This window comes from Streptomyces huiliensis, assembly GCF_020037025.1.
Taxonomy (GTDB): domain Bacteria; phylum Actinomycetota; class Actinomycetes; order Streptomycetales; family Streptomycetaceae; genus Streptomyces; species Streptomyces huiliensis.
The window spans coordinates 33,394-54,452 of sequence record NZ_JAIQLH010000043.1 but is presented as its reverse complement, the minus strand read 5'-3'; the positions used below and the strand labels follow the sequence as shown (position 1 = coordinate 54,452).

At 71.2% G+C, this 21,059-nt stretch carries 17 protein-coding genes; 5 read left to right on the top strand and 12 right to left on the bottom strand.

Features of this window, described 5'->3' with window-relative positions; genetic code table 11:
* Nucleotides 1-12 precede the first annotated feature (12 nt).
* Nucleotides 13-387 carry a hypothetical protein gene (locus JNW98_RS09855; RefSeq protein ID WP_223767750.1) on the bottom strand — a complete coding sequence of 125 codons (375 nt, stop codon included), beginning with the start codon at nucleotides 385-387 and terminating at the stop codon, nucleotides 13-15.
* A 92-nt stretch (nucleotides 388-479) separates the two neighbouring features.
* Entirely contained in the window at nucleotides 480-1,421 is a 942-nt protein-coding gene (locus JNW98_RS09850; protein ID WP_223767749.1) for a heme o synthase, read from the bottom strand.
* Between the two features lie 480 nt (nucleotides 1,422-1,901).
* Between JNW98_RS09850 and tkt the strand changes: the two genes are divergently transcribed.
* Genes tkt through pgl form a run of 5 tightly spaced genes read left to right on the top strand, consistent with a single transcriptional unit; the run spans nucleotide 1,902 to nucleotide 8,492 of the window.
* A complete protein-coding gene (tkt, locus tag JNW98_RS09845) occupies nucleotides 1,902-3,983 on the top strand; it encodes a transketolase (RefSeq protein ID WP_223767748.1) in 2,082 nt (693 codons plus the stop codon).
* Between the two features lie 37 nt (nucleotides 3,984-4,020).
* Nucleotides 4,021-5,136 carry a transaldolase gene (tal, locus tag JNW98_RS09840; protein ID WP_223767747.1) on the top strand — a complete coding sequence of 372 codons (1,116 nt, stop codon included), beginning with the start codon at nucleotides 4,021-4,023 and terminating at the stop codon, nucleotides 5,134-5,136.
* A 1-nt stretch (nucleotide 5,137) separates the two neighbouring features.
* Nucleotides 5,138-6,661: a glucose-6-phosphate dehydrogenase gene (zwf, locus tag JNW98_RS09835; RefSeq protein WP_223767746.1), complete on the top strand. Its 1,524-nt coding sequence runs from the start codon at nucleotides 5,138-5,140 to the stop codon at nucleotides 6,659-6,661.
* Nucleotides 6,658-7,713, top strand: a complete 1,056-nt coding sequence (gene opcA, locus JNW98_RS09830; RefSeq protein WP_223767745.1) for a glucose-6-phosphate dehydrogenase assembly protein OpcA — start codon at nucleotides 6,658-6,660, stop codon at nucleotides 7,711-7,713. Before zwf ends, opcA begins: the two co-directional genes overlap by 4 nt.
* Nucleotides 7,710-8,492, top strand: coding sequence for a 6-phosphogluconolactonase (gene pgl, locus JNW98_RS09825; protein ID WP_223767744.1), 783 nt, complete (start codon nucleotides 7,710-7,712; stop codon nucleotides 8,490-8,492). Before opcA ends, pgl begins: the two co-directional genes overlap by 4 nt.
* A gap of 260 nt (nucleotides 8,493-8,752) precedes the next feature.
* On the opposite strand, the gene pgi is transcribed toward pgl, so the two are convergent.
* From pgi to rapZ, 10 genes are all read right to left on the bottom strand, one after another.
* Complete coding sequence (gene pgi, locus JNW98_RS09820) at nucleotides 8,753-10,405, bottom strand: glucose-6-phosphate isomerase (RefSeq protein WP_223767743.1); 1,653 nt, start codon at nucleotides 10,403-10,405, stop codon at nucleotides 8,753-8,755.
* Between the two features lie 219 nt (nucleotides 10,406-10,624).
* Nucleotides 10,625-10,960 carry an RNA polymerase-binding protein RbpA gene (locus JNW98_RS09815; RefSeq protein WP_003957010.1) on the bottom strand — a complete coding sequence of 112 codons (336 nt, stop codon included), beginning with the start codon at nucleotides 10,958-10,960 and terminating at the stop codon, nucleotides 10,625-10,627.
* A gap of 158 nt (nucleotides 10,961-11,118) precedes the next feature.
* Nucleotides 11,119-11,349, bottom strand: coding sequence for a preprotein translocase subunit SecG (secG, locus tag JNW98_RS09810; RefSeq protein WP_040890769.1), 231 nt, complete (start codon nucleotides 11,347-11,349; stop codon nucleotides 11,119-11,121).
* Nucleotides 11,350-11,499: 150 nt separating this feature from the next.
* A complete protein-coding gene (tpiA, locus tag JNW98_RS09805) occupies nucleotides 11,500-12,276 on the bottom strand; it encodes a triose-phosphate isomerase (RefSeq protein ID WP_223767742.1) in 777 nt (258 codons plus the stop codon).
* Between the two features lie 6 nt (nucleotides 12,277-12,282).
* A complete protein-coding gene (locus JNW98_RS09800; protein WP_223767741.1) occupies nucleotides 12,283-13,494 on the bottom strand; it encodes a phosphoglycerate kinase in 1,212 nt (403 codons plus the stop codon).
* A gap of 129 nt (nucleotides 13,495-13,623) precedes the next feature.
* On the bottom strand, nucleotides 13,624-14,628 hold the full coding sequence (gene gap, locus JNW98_RS09795) for a type I glyceraldehyde-3-phosphate dehydrogenase (RefSeq protein ID WP_223767740.1): 1,005 nt from the start codon (nucleotides 14,626-14,628) through the stop codon (nucleotides 13,624-13,626).
* Between the two features lie 196 nt (nucleotides 14,629-14,824).
* Nucleotides 14,825-17,791 (bottom strand): M14 family metallopeptidase, encoded by a 2,967-nt coding sequence (locus JNW98_RS09790; RefSeq protein WP_223767739.1) that lies wholly within the window; start codon nucleotides 17,789-17,791, stop codon nucleotides 14,825-14,827.
* 261 nt (nucleotides 17,792-18,052) lie between these two features.
* Nucleotides 18,053-19,072, bottom strand: a complete 1,020-nt coding sequence (gene whiA / locus JNW98_RS09785) for a DNA-binding protein WhiA (protein WP_223767738.1) — start codon at nucleotides 19,070-19,072, stop codon at nucleotides 18,053-18,055.
* Nucleotides 19,063-20,112, bottom strand: a complete 1,050-nt coding sequence (locus tag JNW98_RS09780; RefSeq protein WP_185943717.1) for a gluconeogenesis factor YvcK family protein — start codon at nucleotides 20,110-20,112, stop codon at nucleotides 19,063-19,065. The genes whiA and JNW98_RS09780 overlap by 10 nt, the downstream gene beginning before the upstream one ends.
* The gene (gene rapZ / locus JNW98_RS09775) at nucleotides 20,109-21,041 is read right to left on the bottom strand and encodes an RNase adapter RapZ (RefSeq protein WP_223767737.1); all 933 of its coding nucleotides are present in this window, start codon (nucleotides 21,039-21,041) and stop codon (nucleotides 20,109-20,111) included. The genes JNW98_RS09780 and rapZ overlap by 4 nt, the downstream gene beginning before the upstream one ends.
* Nucleotides 21,042-21,059: the final 18 nt, after the last annotated feature.

The following is a 21,059-nucleotide window of genomic DNA, read 5'->3' as shown; positions in this document are numbered from 1 at the left end:
CGTACGGCCCGGTCAGCCGTTGGACGGCCCACCCAGCTGGATCCCGGCCATCCGCGACCACTCGTACGGGCCGGTGCGCACCTTGGCGGCCATCTCCCCGTCGAAGTCCTCCTGGACGCTCAGACCCGCCGGCTCGGCCAGTTCGAGGGCCTTCTCCGCCGTGGCGTAGGAGGGGGCCACCAGGTTCCCCCACTCCCCGTCCGCGCCCACCAGGGCGATCCGGGTCCTGCCCCGCCCTATGTGGGCGAGCTGACCCTCCGCGCTCCCGCCGTGGGTCCGTGCGAAGTCGCCGATCTGCTTGGCCAGCCGGGCCGCCCGCCGCTGCGCCCTGGCGTCCAGCGGGGCGTTGCCGGCCTCGGTGTCGCCGGCCTGCTTGGTGTCTGCCATGACCAGGATGCTACCGACGGGTAGCCGGAATGGCGACGGGCGGCGCGGGTGGCTTTGACCACCCGCGCCGCCCGTTCGAAGCGACTGTCGGACTACCGCAGGAAGGGATCGATCGCGACCGCGGTGAACAGCAGCGAGACGTAGGTGATGGACCAGTGGAACAGCCGCATCTCCTTCAGCTTCGCCCCGGTGACCCCGGCCTTGGCGCGGGCCTGGAGGGCGTGTGCCTCCTTGAGCCACAGAGCGCCGCAGGCCACGGCCACCACGGTGTAGAACCAGCCGGTGTACCCGAGCGGCGTCAGCAGCAGCGAGACGCCCACCATCACCCAGCTGTAGAGGACGATCTGCCGCGCGACGGCCTTGTTGCCCGCGACGACCGGCAGCATGGGGACGCCGGCCCGCTCGTAGTCGTCCTTCACCTTCATCGACAGCGGCCAGTAGTGCGGCGGCGTCCAGAAGAAGATGACGAGGAAGAGGATCAGGGAGGCCCAGGAGACCTCGTTCTTCACCGCGGACCAGCCGATGATGACCGGCAGGCAGCCCGCGATGCCGCCCCACACGATGTTCTGCGCGGTGCGGCGCTTGAGGAGCATCGTGTAGACGACGGTGTAGAAGAGCGAGGCGCCGAGCGAGAGCATCGCCGACAGGGGGTTGACCAGGAACCAGAACCAGACGGTCGACCCGACGGTGAGCGCCGAGGCGAAGACCAGGCACTCGCGCGGCGAGACCATGCCGGTGACCAGCGGGCGCTGGGACGTCCGGTCCATCATGGCGTCGATGTCGCGGTCGTAGTACATGTTGAACGCGCCCGCGCCGCCGGCGGAGAGGTAACCGCCGAAGCAGGTGGCCAGCACGAGCCACATGTCCGGGACGCCTTCGGCGGCCAGGAACATCACCGGCACCGTCGTCATCAGCAGCAGCTCGATGACGCGCGGCTTCGTCAACGCCACGAAAGCCTTGACACGGGCCCCGAACGGCCGGTGACCGGGACTCTCGACGAGTACCCCCGCAGGACGGGATTCGACGGCCGTCACGCACACCCCTGACAGAGATAAGGCCAGCAAGCACATCCGGCCCGACGGCCGGGGAAGACTTGCGCGTACCACGCCACTCTAGACGCAGGGCCTCGCACGGCCTCCGCCGGGGTGGGTCGTGTTGGTCCCCGGGGAATCCGGGCGAAAGCGAGCCCGGGCCGCTTCCCGCGCCCTTCCTCGGGGTGCCCCGCGCCCTTCCGCCGGGTGCCCCGCGGGCGTCCTCCGAGAGGCGCGCTCCGGCGCCGCACCGCAGGCTTGACACATGACGGACACCCGCCGGCCGGGAATCTTTACCGCCCAGGACCGGTTGCCCGGGGCGTGCGGCGGGCAGCCGGACAGTCGCGAGCGGCAGCCGGGCATCCGCCGAGAGTACGCGAAAAGACGGGCATTCCCTCGGGGGTAGGCTCGACACCGCCGCGTCGTGGCGGAACATACCGCCCCCGGCAAGTGAAACAATGTGGAGAGGAGCCCTGACCTAGGGTGAGCACCAAGCCGACCACCACAGACCTCGAGTGGACCGATCTGGACCAGCGGGCCGTCGACACCGCCCGCGTCCTGGCCATGGATTCCGTGCAGAAGGTCGGCAACGGCCATCCCGGTACGGCCATGAGCCTGGCGCCCGCCGCGTACCTGCTCTTCCAGAAGCTGATGCGGCACGACCCGAGCGACGCCGACTGGACCGGCCGCGACCGTTTCGTCCTCTCTCCCGGTCACACCAGCCTGACCCTCTACGTCCAGCTCTTCATGGCCGGCTACGGCCTGGAGCTGTCGGACCTCAAGGCCTTCCGCACCTGGGGCAGCAAGACCCCGGGCCACCCGGAGCACGGCCACACCCGCGGTGTCGAGACCACCACCGGCCCGCTGGGCCAGGGCATCGCCAACGCGGTGGGCATGGCGATGGCCGCCCGCTACGAGCGCGGCCTGTTCGACCCGGAGGCCCCGAAGGGCGAGTCGCCCTTCGACCACACCATCTGGGCGATCGTCTCCGACGGCGACCTGGAGGAGGGCATCTCCGCGGAGGCGTCCTCGCTGGCCGGCCACCAGAAGCTCGGCAACATCGTCGCCCTGTACGACGACAACCACATCTCGATCGAGGGCGACACCGCGACGGCGCTCTCCGAGGACGTCCTCAAGCGCTACGAGGCGTACGGCTGGCACGTCCAGCGCATCGAGCAGGCGCCCAACGGCGACTTCGACATCCAGGCGCTGTACGCGGCGCTGAAGGCGGCGCAGGACGAGACCGAGCGTCCGTCGCTGATCGCCGCCCGCACGATCATCGCCTGGCCGGCCCCGAACGCGCAGAACACCGAGGCCGCGCACGGCTCGGCGCTCGGCGACGCCGAGGTGGCCGCGACCAAGGAGGTCCTCGGCTTCGACCCGAAGCAGACCTTCCAGGTCGACGAGGACGTCTTCGCACACGTCCGCAAGGTCGTCGACCGCGGCCGCGAGGCCCACGCCACCTGGGAGAAGAAGCTCACCAAGTGGCGCGAGGCCAACCCGGAGCGGGCGGCCGAGTTCGACCGGATCAACGCGGGCGAGCTGCCCGACGGCTGGGAGAAGGTCCTCCCGGTCTTCCCGGCCGGCAAGTCCGTCGCCACCCGCAAGGCGTCCGGCGAGGTCCTCAAGGCCCTCGGCGGCGTCGTGCCCGAGCTGTGGGGCGGCTCCGCCGACCTCGCCGGCTCGAACAACACCACGATCGACGCGTCGTCGTCGTTCCTCCCGGAGGGCAACCCGCTCCCCGAGGCGAACCCCTACGGCCGCACGATCCACTTCGGCATCCGCGAGCACGCCATGGGCTCGACCATGAACGGCATCGCGCTGCACGGCAACACCCGCGTCTACGGCGGCACCTTCCTGGTGTTCTCCGACTACATGCGCCCCGCCGTCCGCCTCGCCGCGCTGATGAAGCTGCCGGTCACCTACGTGTGGACGCACGACTCCATCGGCCTCGGCGAGGACGGCCCGACGCACCAGCCGGTCGAGCACATGGCCGCGCTGCGCGCCATCCCGGGCCTGAACATGGTCCGCCCGGCCGACGCCAACGAGACGGCCATCGCCTGGCGCGAGATCATGAAGCGCCACGCGAGCAAGCCCGCGCCGCACGGTCTGGCCCTCACCCGCCAGAACGTCCCGACCTACGAGGCCAACGAGGGCGCGGCCAAGGGCGGCTACGTGCTGTTCGAGGCCGAGGGCGGCCGTCCCCAGGTGATCCTGATCGCCACCGGTTCCGAGGTCCAGATGGCCGTCGAGGCCCGCGAGACCCTGCAGGCCGAGGGCGTCCCGACCCGCGTCGTCTCGATGCCGTCGGTCGAGTGGTTCGAGGAGCAGGACCAGGCGTACCGCGACGGCGTCCTGCTGCCGGACGTCAAGGCCCGCGTGGCCGTCGAGGCGGGCATCGGCCTGACCTGGCACCGCTACGTCGGCGAGGCCGGCCGGATCGTCTCGCTGGAGCACTTCGGCGCCTCGGCGGACTACCAGGTCCTGTTCCAGGAGTTCGGCCTGACCTCGGAAGCCGTCGTCGAGGCCGCCCGCGAGTCGCTGGCCGACGCCGGCCGCCGCTGACGCGCAAGCACACGATTCAGTAGGAGATGTAGAACCCATGACAGACGCACTCAAGCGCCTCTCCGAGGAAGGCGTCGCGATCTGGCTGGACGACCTGTCCCGCAAGCGCATCACGTCCGGCAACCTGCGCGAGCTGATCGACGACAGCCACGTGGTCGGTGTCACCACCAACCCGTCGATCTTCCAGAAGGCGATCTCCAGCGGCGACGGCTACGAGCAGCAGCTGTCCGACCTCGCGGTCCGCAAGGTCACCGTCGAGGAGGCCATCCGCATGATCACGACGGCGGACGTGCGTGACGCCGCCGACATCCTGCGCCCGGTCTTCGACGCCACGGACGGCCAGGACGGCCGGGTGTCCATCGAGGTGGACCCGCGGCTGGCGCACGACACCCACGCCACCGTGGCCGAGGCCAAGCAGCTCGCGTGGCTGGTCGACCGCCCGAACACCCTGATCAAGATCCCGGCCACCATGGCGGGCCTGCCGGCCATCTCCGAGACCCTCGGCCTGGGCATCAGCGTCAACGTCACGCTGATCTTCTCGCTGGAGCGCTACCGCGCGGTCATGGACGCCTACCTGACCGGTCTGGAGAAGGCCAAGGCGGCCGGCCTGGACCTGTCGCTGATCCACTCGGTGGCGTCCTTCTTCGTGTCCCGCGTGGACACCGAGATCGACAAGCGCCTGGACGCGCTGGGCACCGAGGAGGCCAAGGCGCTCCGCGGCAAGGCCGCACTGGCCAACGCCCGCCTCGCCTACCAGGCGTACGAGGAGGTCTTCTCCTCCGACCGCTGGCTGGCCCTGGAGAAGGCCGGCGCCAACAAGCAGCGTCCGCTGTGGGCGTCGACCGGCGTCAAGGACCCGGCCTACAAGGACACCCTGTACGTGGACGACCTGGTCGCCCCGAACACGGTGAACACCATGCCGGAGGGCACCCTGGAGGCCGCCGCCGACCACGGCGACGTCAAGGGCGACACCGTCCGCGGCACGTACGAGCAGGCCAAGGCCGAGCTCGACGCGCTGGAGAAGCTGGGCATCTCGTACGACGAGGTCGTCCAGCTGCTGGAGGACGAGGGCGTCGACAAGTTCGAGGCGTCCTGGAACGACCTGCTCAAGTCGACGGAGGCGGAGCTCAAGCGCCTCGCACCGGAGGCGTGAATTGACCCGCAGCAACCCGCTGCGTGACGCACAGGACCGACGGCTCCCGCGTATCGCGGGGCCGTCCGGCCTGGTCATCTTTGGCGTCACGGGCGATTTGTCCCGTAAAAAGCTGATGCCCGCCGTCTACGACCTCGCCAACCGCGGTCTGCTGCCGCCGGGCTTCTCCCTCATCGGCTTCGCCCGCCGCGACTGGGAGAACGAGGACTTCGCGCAGATCGTGCACGACGCCGTCAAGGAGCACGCGCGCACGCCCTTCCGCGAGGAGGTGTGGCAGCAACTGGTGCAGGGCTGCCGCTTTGTCCAGGGCGACTTCGACGACGACGCCGCCTTCGAGACCCTCAAGACGACCATCGAGGAGCTCGACAAGGCGCAGGGCACGGGCGGCAACTTCGCCTTCTACCTGTCCGTCCCGCCGAAGTTCTTCCCCACCGTCGTCCAGCAGCTCAAGAAGCACGGCCTGGCCGAGCAGACGGAGAAGTCCTGGCGGCGCGCGGTCATCGAGAAGCCGTTCGGCCACGACCTGAAGAGCGCGCAGGAGCTCAACAGCATCGTCCATGACGTCTTCCCGCCCAACGAGGTCTTCCGGATCGACCACTACCTGGGCAAGGAGACCGTCCAGAACATCCTGGCGCTGCGCTTCGCCAACACCCTCTTCGAGCCGATCTGGAACCGGTCCTACGTGGACCACGTGCAGATCACCATGGCCGAGGACATCGGCATCGGCGGCCGGGCCGGCTACTACGACGGCATCGGCGCCGCGCGCGACGTCATCCAGAACCACCTGCTCCAGCTGCTGGCGCTGACCGCCATGGAGGAGCCCGCCTCCTTCGACGCGGACGCCCTGGTCGCCGAGAAGACCAAGGTGCTGGGCGCCGTCCGGCTCCCCAAGGACCTGGGCAAGGAGACCGTCCGCGGCCAGTACGCGGCCGGCTGGCAGGGCGGCGAGAAGGTCGTCGGCTACTGCGAGGAAGAGGGCATCGACCCCAAGTCGAAGACCGACACCTACGCCGCCATCAAGCTGGAGATCGACAACCGCCGCTGGGCGGGCGTCCCCTTCTACCTGCGCACCGGCAAGCGGCTCGGCCGCCGCGTCACCGAGATCGCGGTCGTCTTCCAGCGCGCCCCGCACTCCCCCTTCGACGACACCGCCACGGAGGAGCTGGGGCAGAACGCCCTGGTCATCCGGGTGCAGCCGGACGAGGGCGTGACCCTGCGGTTCGGCTCCAAGGTGCCGGGCACCTCGATGGAGGTCCGGGACGTCTCGATGGACTTCGCCTACGGCGAGTCGTTCACCGAGTCCAGCCCGGAGGCGTACGAGCGGCTCATCCTCGACGTGCTGCTCGGCGACGCCAACCTGTTCCCGCGCCTGCGCGAGGTCGAGCTCTCCTGGCAGATCCTCGACCCGATCGAGGAGTACTGGGACAAGCACGGCAAGCCCGCGCAGTACCCGGCCGGCACCTGGGGGCCGGTCGAGGCGGACGAGATGCTCGCACGAGACGGACGGAGCTGGCGTCGGCCATGAAGATCGATCTCACGGACACCACGGCCAGCAAGATCAACAACGCTCTGGTCCAGGGGCGCCGCGCCATCGGCACCCCGGCCATCGGCATGGTCCTCACGCTGGTCATCGTCACCGACGAGGAGCACGCCTACGACGCGCTCAAGGCCGCCAACGAGGCGTCCCGCGAGCACCCGTCGCGCAAGCTCGTCGTCATCAAGCGCGTCAGCCGCTCCCCGCGCGACCGCGCGCAGGCCCGGCTGGACGCCGAGGTCCGCGTCGGTACGTCGGCCGGTACCGGCGAGACCGTCGTCCTCCGGCTCTACGGCGAGGTCATAGACCACGCCCAGTCGGTCGTGCTGCCGCTGCTGTTGCCGGACGCGCCCGTCGTCGTCTGGTGGCCGGTCAACTCGCCGCTCCACCCGGCGAAGGACCCGCTGGGCGTCCTCGCCCAGCGCCGCGTCACCGACACCTACGCGGCCGAGGACCCGGTCTCGGAGCTCGCGGCCCGCGCCGCGAACTACGCGCCCGGCGACACCGACCTGGCCTGGAGCCGGATCACCCCGTGGCGCTCGATGCTCGCGGCGGCCCTGGACCAGCAGGCCGTCGAGGTCACCGGCGCCGAGGTCGAGGGCGAGGGCTACAACCCCAGCGGCGAGCTGCTGGCCATGTGGCTCGCGGACCGCCTCGGCGTCCAGGCCCGCCGCACCGTCTCCGACGGCCCCGGCCTCACGGCCGTCCGCCTGGAGACCAAGGACGGCGTCATCACGCTCGACCGCCCGGACGGCTCGCTGGCCAAGCTCACCATGAAGGGCCAGCCGGACCGCGCCGTGGCGCTCAAGCGGCGGGAGACCGCCGAGCTCCTCGCCGAGGAGCTGCGCCGGCTCGACCCGGACGACATCTACGAGTCCGCACTGAAGTACGGCGTGGAGCGGCTGGGCGACGCGGCGGCGGTACGGCCGGCGGCGGGCGCGGCACCGGAGTCCCCGGAGGCGCCTGCGCCGGAGGACAAGCCCGCCCCCGAGGAGAAGCCGGCTCCGAAGAAGCCCGCGGCCTCGAAGAAGGCGGCCAAGTGAGCACCGCGCCGCAGATCGTCGTCCACCGGGACAAGGAGCTGATGGCGCGGGCCGCCGCGGCCCGGCTGATCACGAAGATCGTGGACGCCCAGGCCGCGCGCGGCACGGCCTCCGTCGTCCTCACGGGCGGGCGCAACGGCAACGGGCTGCTCGCGGCCCTCGCCGACGCGCCCGCCCGGGACGCGGTCGACTGGTCGCGCCTCGACCTGTGGTGGGGCGACGAGCGGTACCTGCCCGACGGCGACGCCGAGCGCAACGTCACCCAGGCGCGCGAGGCCCTGCTCGACGCCGTCGACCTGGACCCGGCCCGCGTGCACGCCATGCCCGCGGCCGACGGCCGGTACGACGACGCCGACGCGGCGGCCGAGGCCTACGCGGCCGAACTGGCCGCCGCGGCCCGCCCGGAGGACCACGGCCCCGTGCCCTCCTTCGACGTCCTCCTGCTGGGCGTCGGCCCGGACACCCACGTCGCGTCGCTCTTCCCCGAGCTCCCCGGCGTCCGGGAGACCGACCGCACGGTCATCGGCGTCCACGGCGCCCCCAAGCCCCCGCCCACCCGCATCTCCCTCACGCTGCCGGCCATCCGCGCGGCGCGGGAGGTGTGGCTGCTGGCGGCGGGCGAGGACAAGGCCAACGCGGTGGCGCTCGCGCTGAGCGGGGCCGGTGAGATCCAGGCTCCGGCGGCCGGGGCGTACGGCCGGCGCCGCACCCTGTGGCTGCTCGACCAGCCGGCGGCGTCGCAGCTGCCGCGGGACTTGTATCCGCCGGCTTCGCCCTGACGGGCGTGGGGGTGCCCCGGACCCGCCCTTTCACCGTTTCTTGCGGGGGCTGACGCCCCCGTACCCCCGAAGCGCCCTTCGGGCGCTGTCCTCAAACGCCGGACGGGCTGGGTCGTGCCTGAGCGGGCACTTTCAGCCCGTCCGGCGTTTGAGGACGAGCGGCGAAGCCGCGAAAAGGGGGTCTGGGGGCTTGCCCCCAGAAAACGGCGAATGGGGGTGCCCCCTCTGGGGGAGGGACCGGGGCACCCCCCAGGGGCGCGTCAGCGCCCCCGAACCGCCCGGTACCGGGCGACGAGCGCGGAGGTGGACGCGTCCAACCCCTCCACCTCGGCCCCCTCACTCAGAGCGGGCTCAACCCGCTTTGCAAGCACCTTCCCCAACTCGACCCCCCACTGGTCGAACGAGTCGATGTTCCAGATCGCCCCCTGAACGAACACCTTGTGCTCGTACAAGGCGATCAACTGCCCCAGCACGGACGGCGTCAGAGCGTCAGCGAGAATCGTCGTCGTAGGACGATTCCCCCGGAACGTCTTGTGCGGCACGAGCTCCTCCGGAACACCCTCCGCCGCCACCTCCTCCGCCGTCTTGCCGAAGGCGAGCGCCTGCCCCTGGGCGAACAGGTTCGCCATCAGCAGGTCATGCTGGGCGGCCAGCGAAGGCTCCAACTCGTCCACCGGCCGGGCGAAGCCGATCAGATCGGCGGGGATGAGCTTGGTCCCCTGATGGATCAACTGATAGTAGGCGTGCTGCCCGTTGGTGCCGGGCGTCCCCCACACCACAGGCCCGGTCTGCCACTCGACACGCCGCCCCTCCCGGTCCACGGACTTGCCGTTGGACTCCATGTCCAACTGCTGGAGGTAGGCCGTGAACTTCGACAGGTAGTGGCTGTAGGGCAGCACCGCGTGCGACTGCGCGTCGTGGAAGTTGCCGTACCAGACGCCCAGCAGACCGAGCAGCAGCGGCACGTTCTCCTCGGCCGGCGCGGTGCGGAAGTGCTCGTCGACGAGGTGGAAGCCGTCGAGCATCTCCTGGAAGCGGTCCGGGCCGATGGCGATCATCAGGGAGAGCCCGATGGCCGAGTCGTACGAGTACCGGCCGCCGACCCAGTCCCAGAACTCGAACATGTTGGCGGTGTCGATGCCGAAGTCGGCGACCTTCTCGCCGTTGGTGGAAAGCGCCACGAAGTGCTTGGCCACGGCGTCCTCGCCGGCCCCGAGCCCGGTCAGCAGCCACTCCCGCGCGGAGGTGGCGTTGGTGACGGTCTCGATGGTGGTGAAGGTCTTCGACGCGACGATGAACAGCGTCTCGGCCGGGTCCAGGTCGCGCACGGCCTCGTGCAGGTCCGCGCCGTCCACGTTGGAGACGAAACGGAACGTCAGGTCCCGGTCGGTGAAGGGCCGCAGCACCTCGTAGGCCATCGCCGGACCGAGGTCGGATCCGCCGATACCGATGTTGACGACGTTGCGGATGCGCTTGCCGGTTTGGCCCTTCCACTCCCCCGAGCGGATCCGCCCGGCGAAGTCCCGCATCTTGCGCAGCACCGCGTGCACGGCGGGGACGACGTTCTCCCCGTCCACCTCGACGACCGCCGACTCCGGCGCCCGCAGGGCGGTGTGCAGCACCGCGCGGCCCTCGGTCGTGTTGATCTTCTCGCCCCGGAACATGGCGTCCCGCAGCTCCGCCACACCCGTCGCCGCCGCCAGCTCGCGCAGCAGCCGCAGGGTGTCGTCGGTGACCAGGTGCTTCGAGTAGTCGACGTAGAGGTCTCCGACGGTCAGCGCGTACCTCTCGGCCCGCCGCGGGTCGTCTGCGAACAGCTCGCGCAGGTGCACCTCCCCGAGCTCGTCCCGGTGCTTGGCCAGCGCGTTCCACTCGGGCGTGCGGTCGAGCCTGTTACGGGCTTCAGCGTTCATTCCGGACATCAGTCCATTTCTCATCGTTCTTCTCGTAGCTCTCGCCTCCCACCAACCTAATTGATGGAACGTCCATTCCGACGCGCGGCATCACCCCGCCGCCGGGCGCCGACCGCCGAAACGGTGCACCCGGAAACGCGACCGGCCCGGCCGGAAGGTGGGTACCTCCCGGCCGGGCCGGTCGTCTTCATGCCGCTCATCCTCAGCCGTGGGCGATCGTCAGATCTCCCCGCGCAGCTTCGCCAGCGCCTCGGCGAGGATGGCCTCGCCGTCCGCGTCGCTGCGCCGCTCCCGGACGTACGCGAGGTGCGTCTTGTAGGGCTCGGTGCGCGGCGGGTCCGGGGGGTTGTCCCGGTCCTGGCCGGCCGGGAAGCCGCAGCGCGGGCAGTCCCAGGTGTCCGGCACCTGCGCGTCGCTGGCGAAGCTCGGCTGCGTCTCGTGCCCGTTGGAGCACCAGAAGGAGATGCGCAGCCGCGGGGCCGACTCGCCCCGCTCCGCCTCCCCCATAGGCCCCGCCCCGACCCGGCTTCCTCGGATCGCGTTGCCACTTGCCACGGTCGTAACTCCCTGCGTGATGGTGCCGCGGAGCGTGACAGTCCGCTCCGCCGCGGGCGCCCCAGTCTACGTAAGGCCCAACGCGCGTCCAGCGGCAGGAGTTACCGACCGGCCGTGAAGACGCGGTCACCATCATAGGCCGAGGGTGCGACGGAGCGTCAGCTGTCGAACTTCATCAGCAGCCCGAGCACCACGATGCAGGCGAACCACAGCAGGCCCACCACGATGGTGATCCGGTCCAGGTTGCGCTCGGCGACGGAGGAACCGCCGACGGAGGACTGCATGCCGCCGCCGAACATGTCGGACAGGCCGCCGCCCTTTCCCTTGTGCATGAGCACCAGCATCATCATCAGCAGGCTGAAGACGATGAGGGCGATCGAGAACCCCATGACCACGGCTGGACCAACTCTCTCGGACTGTCACGGACGGACACTGGACGATGACGCTGCGGGGCCGGGCGGCGCGTTTGCGCCGGTCCCGGCCCCGACAGGGTACGACGGGCGGGGCCCGTCGGGATACTGCCGCTGGTCGCGGTACTGCTACTGGTCGCGGAAGCGGACGATCTTGACGAACTCGTCGGCGTCCAGCGCCGCGCCGCCGACCAGCGCGCCGTCCACGTCGGGCTGCGCCATGATCGCGGCGACGTTCCCGGACTTCACCGAGCCGCCGTACTGGATGCGGACCTTGTCGGCCAGCTCCTGGGAGTACAGCTCGGCGAGCCGGCCGCGGATCGCCCCGCAGACCTCCTGCGCGTCCTCGGGCGTGGCGACCTCGCCGGTGCCGATGGCCCAGACGGGCTCGTAGGCGATGACGATGCTCTCGGCCTGCTCGGCCGGGACGTCCTTCAGGCCGCCGTCGAGCTGCGCGAGGGTGTACGCGACCTGGTTGCCCGCCTTGCGGACGTCCAGGCCCTCGCCGACGCAGAGGATCGGGGTGATCCCGTTCTTGAACGCGGCCTTGACCTTGGCGTTGCAGAGCTCGTCCGACTCGCCGTGGTACTGGCGGCGCTCGGAGTGGCCGACGGCCACGTAGGAGCACTTCAGCTTGGCGAGCATCGGGCCGGAGATCTCCCCGGTGTACGCGCCGGAGTCGTGCGCGGAGATGTCCTGCGCGCCGTACTTGATCTTCAGCTTGTCGCCGTCGACCAGCGTCTGGACCGAGCGCAGGTCGGTGAAAGGCGGCAGGACGGCGACCTCGACGGCCTCGAAGTCCTTGTCCGCGAGGGCGAAGGCGAGCTTCTGGACGTGGGCGATGGCCTCAAGGTGGTTGAGGTTCATCTTCCAGTTGCCCGCCATCAGCGGAATTCGTGCACTCACGGTGTTTCAGTCCTCCAGTGCGGCGAGGCCGGGGAGCGTCTTGCCCTCGAGGTATTCGAGGCTGGCGCCGCCACCGGTCGAGATGTGGCCGAAAGCGTTCTCGTCGAAGCCCAGGGTGCGCACGGCCGCGGCCGAGTCGCCACCGCCGACGACGGTGAAGCCCGGCGAGTCCAGCAGGCCCTGCGCGACGGCCTTGGTGCCGTTCGCGTAGTCGGGGTGCTCGAAGACGCCCATCGGACCGTTCCAGAAGACGGTGCCGGCGTCGGCGAGCTTCGAGGCGTACAGCTCCCGGGTCTTCGGGCCGATGTCCAGGCCCTCCTTGTCCGCCGGGATGGCGTCCGAGGCGACGAGCTCCGGGTTGGCCGGGGCCTTGGTCTTCAGGTCCGGGAAGTCGGCCGAGACCAGGACGTCGACGGGGAGGACGAACTCCACGCCGCGCTTCTCGGCCCGGGCCAGGTACTCCAGGCAGACCGGGACCTGGTCCTCCTGCAGCAGCGAGATGCCGACCTCGTGACCCTTGGCCTTGAGGAAGGTGTACGACATGCCGCCGCCGATGAGGATGCGGTCGGCCTTCTCCAGCAGGTTGTCGATGACACCCAGCTTGTCGGAGACCTTGGCGCCGCCGAGCACCACCACGTAGGGGCGCGCGACGTCCTCGGTGAGCTTCTTCAGGACGCCGACCTCGGTGGCGATCAGGTCGCCGGCCGCGTGCGGGAGGCGCGCCGGGAGGTCGAAGACCGAGGCGTGCTTGCGGTGCACGGCGCCGAAGCCGTCGCCCACGTACAGGTCTGCCAGCGACGCGAGCGCGTCGGCGAAGGCGCCGCGCTCGGCGTCGTCCTTGCTGGTCTCGCCCGCGTTGAAACGGAGGTTCTCCAGCAGCGTGACCTCGCCGTTGCCCAGGGCGGCAACGGTGGCCTTCGCGCTGTCCCCGACCGTGTCGGTGGCGAACGAGACGTTCTTGCCCAGGATCTCGCCGAGCCGCTCGGCGGCCGGGGCGAGGGAGAACCGGGGCTCCGGGGCGCCCTTGGGACGGCCCAGGTGGGAGGCGACGATCACCTTGGCGCCCGCGGCGGCGAGCTTGGCGATGGTCGGGGCGACGGCGCGGATCCGGCCGTCGTCGGTGATGGTGGTGCCGTCGAGCGGCACGTTGAGGTCGGCGCGGACGAAGATCCGCTTGCCCTCGACGCCGTCCTGGACGAGTTCGTCGATCGTCTTCATGCGGTGACTCCGGTGACTTCCGTTGGGGGTCAGTCATGGGACGGGGCTCGTCCGACGCGTCGTCGCGTCGCACGAGCCCCGTCCCCTACATCCCGATGCCTGTGATCGTACGACCAGCGGGCAGAGAGATCAGAGCTGGCCGCCGACGAAGACGGTCAGGTCGACCAGGCGGTTGGAGTAGCCCCACTCGTTGTCGTACCAGCCGACGACCTTGACCTGCTTGCCCTGGACCATCGTGAGCTGCGAGTCGAAGGTGCAGGAGGCCGGCCAGTTGACGATGTCCGAGGAGACGATCGGGTCCTCGGTGTACTCGAGGATGCCCTTGAGCTGGCCCTCGGCGGCCTTCTGGAAGGCGGCGTTGATCTCTTCCTTGGTGGTCTCGCGGTCGAGCTCCAGGACGAGGTCGGTGACCGAGCCGGTGGGGACCGGGACGCGCATGGCGATGCCGTCCAGCTTGCCCTTCAGCTGCGGGAGGACCAGGGCGGTGGCCTTGGCGGCGCCCGTCGAGGTCGGGATGATGTTCTCCGCGGCGGCGCGGGCGCGGCGCAGGTCGCTGTGCGGGAAGTCCAGGATGCGCTGGTCGTTGGTGTACGCGTGGACCGTCGTCATCATGCCCTTGACGATGCCGAAGGTCTCGTCGAGGACCTTGGCCATCGGCGCCACGCAGTTGGTGGTGCAGGAGGCGTTGGAGATGACGTGGTGGTTGGCCGCGTCGTACTTGTCCTGGTTGACGCCCATCACGATGGTGATGTCCTCGTTCTTGGCCGGGGCCGAGATGAGGACCTTCTTCGCGCCGGCGGCGAGGTGCTTGGCGGCGTCCTCGCGCTTGGTGAAGATGCCGGTGGACTCGATGACGATGTCGGCGCCCAGCTCGCCCCAGGGCAGGTTGGCGGGGTCGCGCTCGGCCATCGTCTTGAAGGTCTGGTTACCGACGGTGATCGAGTCGTCGGTGTGGCTGACGTCCTGCTTCAGGCGACCGAGGATGCTGTCGTACTTCAGCAGGTGGACCAGGGTGGCATTGTCGGTCAGGTCGTTGACACCGACAATCTCGATGTCCGCACCCTGCTCCAGGAGCGCACGGAAGTAGTTGCGACCGATACGGCCAAAGCCGTTGATGCCTACGCGGATCGTCACGAACCGATCTCCTCGTTGGTGTGCCGGTCTGTCCCGGCGACTGTAAATGGGATGTCCCCGACCACCACCGACCCTACCCCCAACACGGGACGTACGTGACATTGGCGGGCCTGGTGGGACAGGGGTCCGCACCCCCTCTCACCGGGGGCGCGGACCGCTACCACAGGGGGTCGCCCGGCCTGCGGGCGACCCCCGGTCAGCCGTGCACGGCGCGCAGTGCGGCGCGCAGCAGGGCCGCGCGCTGCCCGCCGTCCCGTACGTGCTCCAGGCCGAAGCCCAGCAGCGCCGTGTCGGGCGTGACGACGGCGGCCGAGGAGTGGGCGAGGGCCCGGGAGGCCGCCCAGTCGCCGGCGTTCCGGACGCTCCCGGCCGGTGCGCCGGGAGTCTTCCAGGTGCCCAGGGTTCCGCCCTCGAAACCTTCGGCCGACCGGTCACCGCCGGTGACGACGGCCTCGTCGACGAGCGCGCCCGTGCCGCCCGTCCCCGCGTCGGTGACGTAGGAGACGGCCAGCTCGACCTTCTTGCCCCGGTAGGCGCTCAGGTCGAAGGAGGCGGCGTGCCAGCCCTGGGTGGAGCCGGTGAAGCGCTGCCAGCCGCCGCTGGTGCCGCGCGCGGCGCAGTCCTCGCCGGCGACGGTGAGGTAGTGCTTGAGGAAGGGATGGGCCGAGACCAGGGCGGCGCAGCCGCGGGGGGTCTCGTCGGTCGTACCGCCGTTCGTGTCGCGCAGGGTGGTCCAGTCGTCCCGGCCGACGGTGTGCGCCTCGACGATCACCTGGTCGTAGCCCTGCTCGGCGTCGAGGCTGAGGCGGAGGCCGAGCGCCGGCCTGGCGGCGCCGCGGACACCGGTCAGGTCGACGGTGCGGGCGAGCCGCATCCAGGACTTGTCCTTGTGCCGGGCGGCGGCCATCCAGCGGCCGGCCCAGGGCTCGTACGCGGTCCTGACCCCGGGGTAGTCGCCGGCCGGCGCGCTGCGGAACTGCGGGAAGTCGCGGGAGCGCAACCGGTCGGAGGTGACGACGTAGGAGCCGGCGGCGTCCAGCGGGTTGCCGGGCGCGTCGGCGAGGTCGGCGCGGACGCCGGCCAGCGGCCCGGCGCCGGTGAAGTGCTTCGGGTGCTTCAGCGGGGTGCGGGCGTAGGCGCCGAGGTAGTACTGGGCGAAGTCGTCCGTGTCGGCGCGCCCGACCCGGGACTCGCCGCCGGCTTTCTCACCCATGGTGATGAGCTTGCCGCCCTCGTTGACGTAGTCGCGGACGGCGAGCAGGGTGCCGCCGCTCGGCTTCTCGCCGCCCGTGTACCAGAGGACCGTCTTGAAGTGGGAGAGGACGCCGAGCGGGTCGGGCGTGCCGTCCCGGGCGACGTCCCAGATCAGGCCCTTGCGCCCGGCGGCGGACAGCGCCTCGGTGTACGTGACGGGGTGGCGGGCCGGTGCGGTGCCGCCCTCGTCGGCGATGACCAGGGTGTCGGCCTGCGGCCGGTGCCAGACGGTGTAGGTGAAGGGCTTGCTCCGGGTGGCCTTGCCCTCGGCCGTGCGCCCGGTGAACCAGACCTCCACCCTGGCTCCCTCGCGGGCGGCCGGGACCGTGCCCCGGTACTCGTCGAAGCGGACGTTGTCGTGCCCGCCGTAGCGCTTGCCGCCCTTCCAGGGCGTCATGGCCGCGGTGTGCGTCCGGCCGCCGTCCACGCGGTAGTTGAGCCTCTTGTCGCGCACGCTCTTGCGGGCCGTGACGGCGACGGTCTGCCCGGTGCCGCGCGCGTACGAGGCGGTGAACGCGTGCGGGGTGAAGTCCGGGGCGTCCAGGCCGGTGACGGAGACCGGGCGGTCACCGCGGGCGGCGGTCTCGGCGACGGAGAGGGCGAAGGGGAGGTTCTTGGCGAACTCCGCCTGGATGAGCTTCCGGTCGTCGGGGAACGCGAACTCGGACGGGCAGTCGGCCGGGTCCCAGCGGCCGGAGGTGTCCGCGCGCGAGGCCGTGCGGCACGTCGACATCTCCGGGGTGAACATCAGCAGCCCGTTGGCGTTGGCCGCGTGGCCGTCCGCCTCGCCATTGGTGGTGTACAGCTCGGAGGAGAGCTGCGGCCGGTAGCCGGGGATCGCGGACTTCTCCGGAGTCCCGGCCAGGGCCTTGAGGAGGACGTCGTCCGGGGTGGGCGTGGCGACCTGCCAGCCGACGCCGTAGAGCAGCATCTCCCCGGCCGAGTGGTAGTTGACCGCGTAGGAGAAGCGGACGCGCTTCTGGAACGCGTCCAGCGCCCGGGTCTCGGGTTCGGAGGCGGGGGCGGGGCCGCGGTAGGTCTCGGAGGCCGGGTCGGGGGACGAGCCCTCGTTGTCGTAGCCCCACTTGTAGGGGAAGTTGCGGTTGAGGTCGACGCCGTCGCCCGCGGTGATCTTCCCGTCGCCGTTGTTGTCGCGCAGGTTCTTGCGCCAGAAGCGGGTGTCGGGGCCCTTGAAGGTGTGGTCGTAGCCGTCCGGGTTGGCGGAGAGCAGGAACCACAGTTCGGTGCGGTCCACGAGCCGGGTGATCCGCCGGTCCTTGCCGTAGCGGTCGAGGTAGTGGTGCATCAGCCGCCGGGTGGTCTCCGGGGTGATCCACTCCCGGGCGTGCTGGTTGGACATGTAGAGCACGGCGGGCTTGGAGCCGTCCTTGCTCCTGGCCGCGCCCTTGCTGATCTTGAGGGCGAGGATGTCCTGCCCGCGCGTCGTCTTGCCGATGCTCACGACCTTGGTGAGCTCCGGGTGGGCCCGGCCGGTGTCGACGATCTCTTTCTGGAGCCCCTTGGGGCCGCTGTACGGGCGGAAGACGCCGTCGCCCGCGGCCTTGAGGCGTTCGCGGGCGCGGTCCGTCATGCGTTTCTCGGTGAGCTTGACGCCCTGGCCGCGCAGTTCGTCCGCCTGCGCGCGGGTGAGGTAGAGCTCGACCGGGACGGCCCGGTCCCCGGCGGGCCGGCCCAGCTCGTGCCCGTCGACGCCCGCCTTGAGCAGCAGCGGTACCTGGGCCTGGGTGACCTCGCCGGTCCATACGGTCAGCGCGTCGGAGGCGCCGGTGTCCGGTCGCGCGGGTGTGAAGGGTGCTGCGAAAGGTTCAGCCTGTGCGAAGGGTGTCGCGGTGACTCCGCCGAGGAGCAGCGATGCCGCCACGAGGGTCGCCCGTGTCCTGCGTCTCATGAACCCCCCTTGCCGTTGTCTGTCCCGTCCATGCCGGACGCCAGGCTTCCGACGGCCCATGAGCATGTCAATAGGGCCTGGAGGGGGGCGGGGATATCGGGCCCGGCGGGGCGGGCCGCCCATCGGGAGGCCCGTCGGGATGCCCATCGGGAGGCCGACCGCGAAGCTCGTCGCGAAGTCGGCCGGGAAGTCGGCCGGAACCCGCCGGGCCGGCCAGCGGCGGCCCGCGAGGGCCCGGACCGCACCGTCAGCACGCCGGTGTCAGCCGGCCAGGCCCTTGACCATGCCGTCCACCATGTCCTCGGGCAGATCGGCCAGTTCGGTCAGGTTCGACTCGGTCCCGGGGATGCCGAGGTCCTGGGCGCGCTTGTCGGCCATCGCGAGCAGCCGGCGGATCCGGCCGGCCACGGCGTCCTTGGTGAGCGGCGGGTCGGCGAGGGCGCCCAGCTCCTCCAGCGAGGCCTGCTTGTGCTCCATGCGCAGCCGGCCGGCGGCGGCGAGGTGCTCGGGGACCTCCTCGCCGAGGATCTCCAGGGCCCGCTGGACCCGGGCCCCGGCGGCGACGGCGGCCCGGGCGGAGCGGCGCAGGTTGGCGTCGTCGAAGTTGGCCAGCCGGTTGGCGGTGGCCCGCACCTCGCGGCGCATCCGGCGCTCCTCCCAGGCGAGCACCGACTCGTGGGCGCCGAGCCGGGTGAGCAGCGCGCCGATGGCGTCGCCGTCGCGGACGACCACCCGGTCCACGTTGCGCACCTCGCGGGCCTTGGCGGCGATCTGGAGCCGGCGGGCGGCGCCGACCAGGGCGAGCGCCGCCTCCGGGCCGGGGCAGGTGACCTCGAGGGAGGAGGAGCGGCCGGGCTCGGTCAGCGAGCCGTGCGCCAGGAAGGCGCCGCGCCAGGCGGCCTCCGCGTCGCAGGTGGCGCCGGAGACGACCTGCGGGGGCAGGCCGCGGATCGGCCGGCCGCGGCCGTCGACCAGGCCGGTCTGGCGGGCCAGCTGGTCACCGCCCGCCACCACCCGCACCACGTACCTGCTGCCGCGGCGCAGTCCGCCGGGGGCCATGACGACCAGGTCGGAGGCGTGGCCGAAGATCTCCAGGATGTCCTTGCGCAGCCGCCGGGCCGCGATCCCGGTGTCCAGCTCCGCCTCGATCACGATGCGCCCGCTGACCAGGTGCAGGCCGCCGGCAAAGCGGAGGATCGCCGAGACCTCCGCCTTCCGGCAGCAGGTCCGGGTGACGGGGAGCCGGGAGATCTCGTCCTTCACCGCTGCCGTCATCGCCATGGGCCGATCCTTCCATGCATCCGAAAAATACGGTCGTACGCGGCGGCCAGCAGTTCCGGATCGTGCGTAGCGGAACTCCCCTGGGCGGCGACCGGCGCCAGCTCGACCGTGCCGCCGAGCCGCTTTGCGGCGTCCCGGAGGCTGTCCCGGTCGGGCACGGCGGCCTCGTCGGCCAGCACCACGTCCAGGGCGAGTTTAGGGGCGTGTCGGGCCAAAACCTCCAAATGACGCTGCGGGGAGAAGCCCTCGGTTTCGCCGGGCTGGGGGGCGAGGTTCAGCGAGAGCACCCGGCGGGCCTTGGTCTCCTGCAGGGCGGTCAGCAGTTCGGGGACCAGCAGGTGCGGGATCACCGAGGAGAACCAGGAGCCGGGGCCGAGGACCACCCAGTCGGCGTCCAGGACCGCCTCGACGGCCTCGGGCACGGCCGGCGGGTCCTCCGGGACCACGTGCACGGAGTGCACCTCGCCGGGGGTGAGGGCGACGGTGGCCTGGCCGCGGACGGTGGTGACGGCGTCCGGCTCGCGGGGGTCGTGGCCGCGGACCAGCGCCTGGAGCTCCAGCGGGACGGCGGACATGGGCAGCACCCGGCCGTGCGCGCCGAGCAGCTTGCCGACCAGGTCCAGGGCCTGGACGTGGTCGCCGAGCTGCTCCCAGAGGGCGACGATCAGCAGGTTGCCGACGGCGTGGCCGTGCAGGTCGCCCTCGCTGGCGAAGCGGTGCTGGACGACGCGCGACCAGGTGCGCCCCCAGTCGTCGTCGCCGCACAGCGCGGCGAGGGCCTTGCGCAGGTCGCCCGGGGGCAGCACGCCGAGCTCGTCGCGGAGCCGGCCGCTGGAGCCGCCGTCGTCGGCGACGGTGACCACGGCCGTCAGATCGCCGGTGATCCGGCGCAGCGCGGCGAGCGAGGCGGACAGCCCGCGGCCGCCGCCGAGGGCGACGACCTTGGGCTGGGTGCGGCGCTGGAGGCGCCGCTCGGCGCCGCGCGGACCGCCGGGGACGACCCGGCGGGCGCGGCGCATCCGGAAACCGCGGCCGGTCACTCGCGCCCCATGTCCCGGTGGACGACGACGGTCTCGACACCCTCCGAGACGAGGCGGTGGGCCAGCTTCTCGGACATGGCGACCGAGCGGTGCTTGCCGCCCGTGCAGCCCACGGCGATCGTCACGTAGCGCTTGCCCTCGCGGCGGTAGCCGGCCGCAATGAGCTGGAGCAGCTCGGTGTAGCGGTCGAGGAACTCCTTGGCGCCGGGCTGGTTGAAGACGTAGCCCGAGACCTCCTCGTTGAGGCCGGTGAAGGGGCGCAGCTCGGGGACCCAGTGCGGGTTGGGCAGGAAGCGGCAGTCCACCACCAGGTCGGCGTCGACGGGCAGGCCGTACTTGTAGCCGAAGGACATGACGGTGGCGCGGAGCTCCGGCTCCTCCTCGCCGGCGAACTGGGCGTCCATCTTGGCGCGCAGCTCGTGGACGTTGAGGCTGGAGGTGTCGATGACGAGGTCGGCGTCGCCGCGCAGCTCGCGGAGCAGGTCGCGCTCGGCGGCGATGCCGTCGACGATGCGGCCGGAGCCCTGGAGGGGGTGCGGGCGGCGGACCGACTCGAAGCGGCGCACGAGGGCGTCGTCGGACGCCTCCAGGAAGATCACCCGGCGCTTGACCTTCTTGGCGGCGAGGTCCGCGAGGGACTCGCGGAGGTTGTCGAAGAACCGCCGGCCGCGGACGTCGACGACCACGGCGATCCGGGCCACGTTGCCCTGGGAGCGGGCGCCGAGGTCGACCATGGTGGGGATGAGGGCGGGGGGCAGATTGTCGACGACGAACCAGCCGAGGTCCTCCAGGCACTTGGCGGCGGTGCTGCGGCCCGCCCCCGACATGCCCGAGATGATGACCAGCTCGGGGATGCCCGCCGCCTCGCCGGTCGTGTCCGCCGTCGTGCCCGTACTCACCTTTGCTCCGTCCCGATCGGTTTCGTTCATGCCGTGCTGCATGTGGTG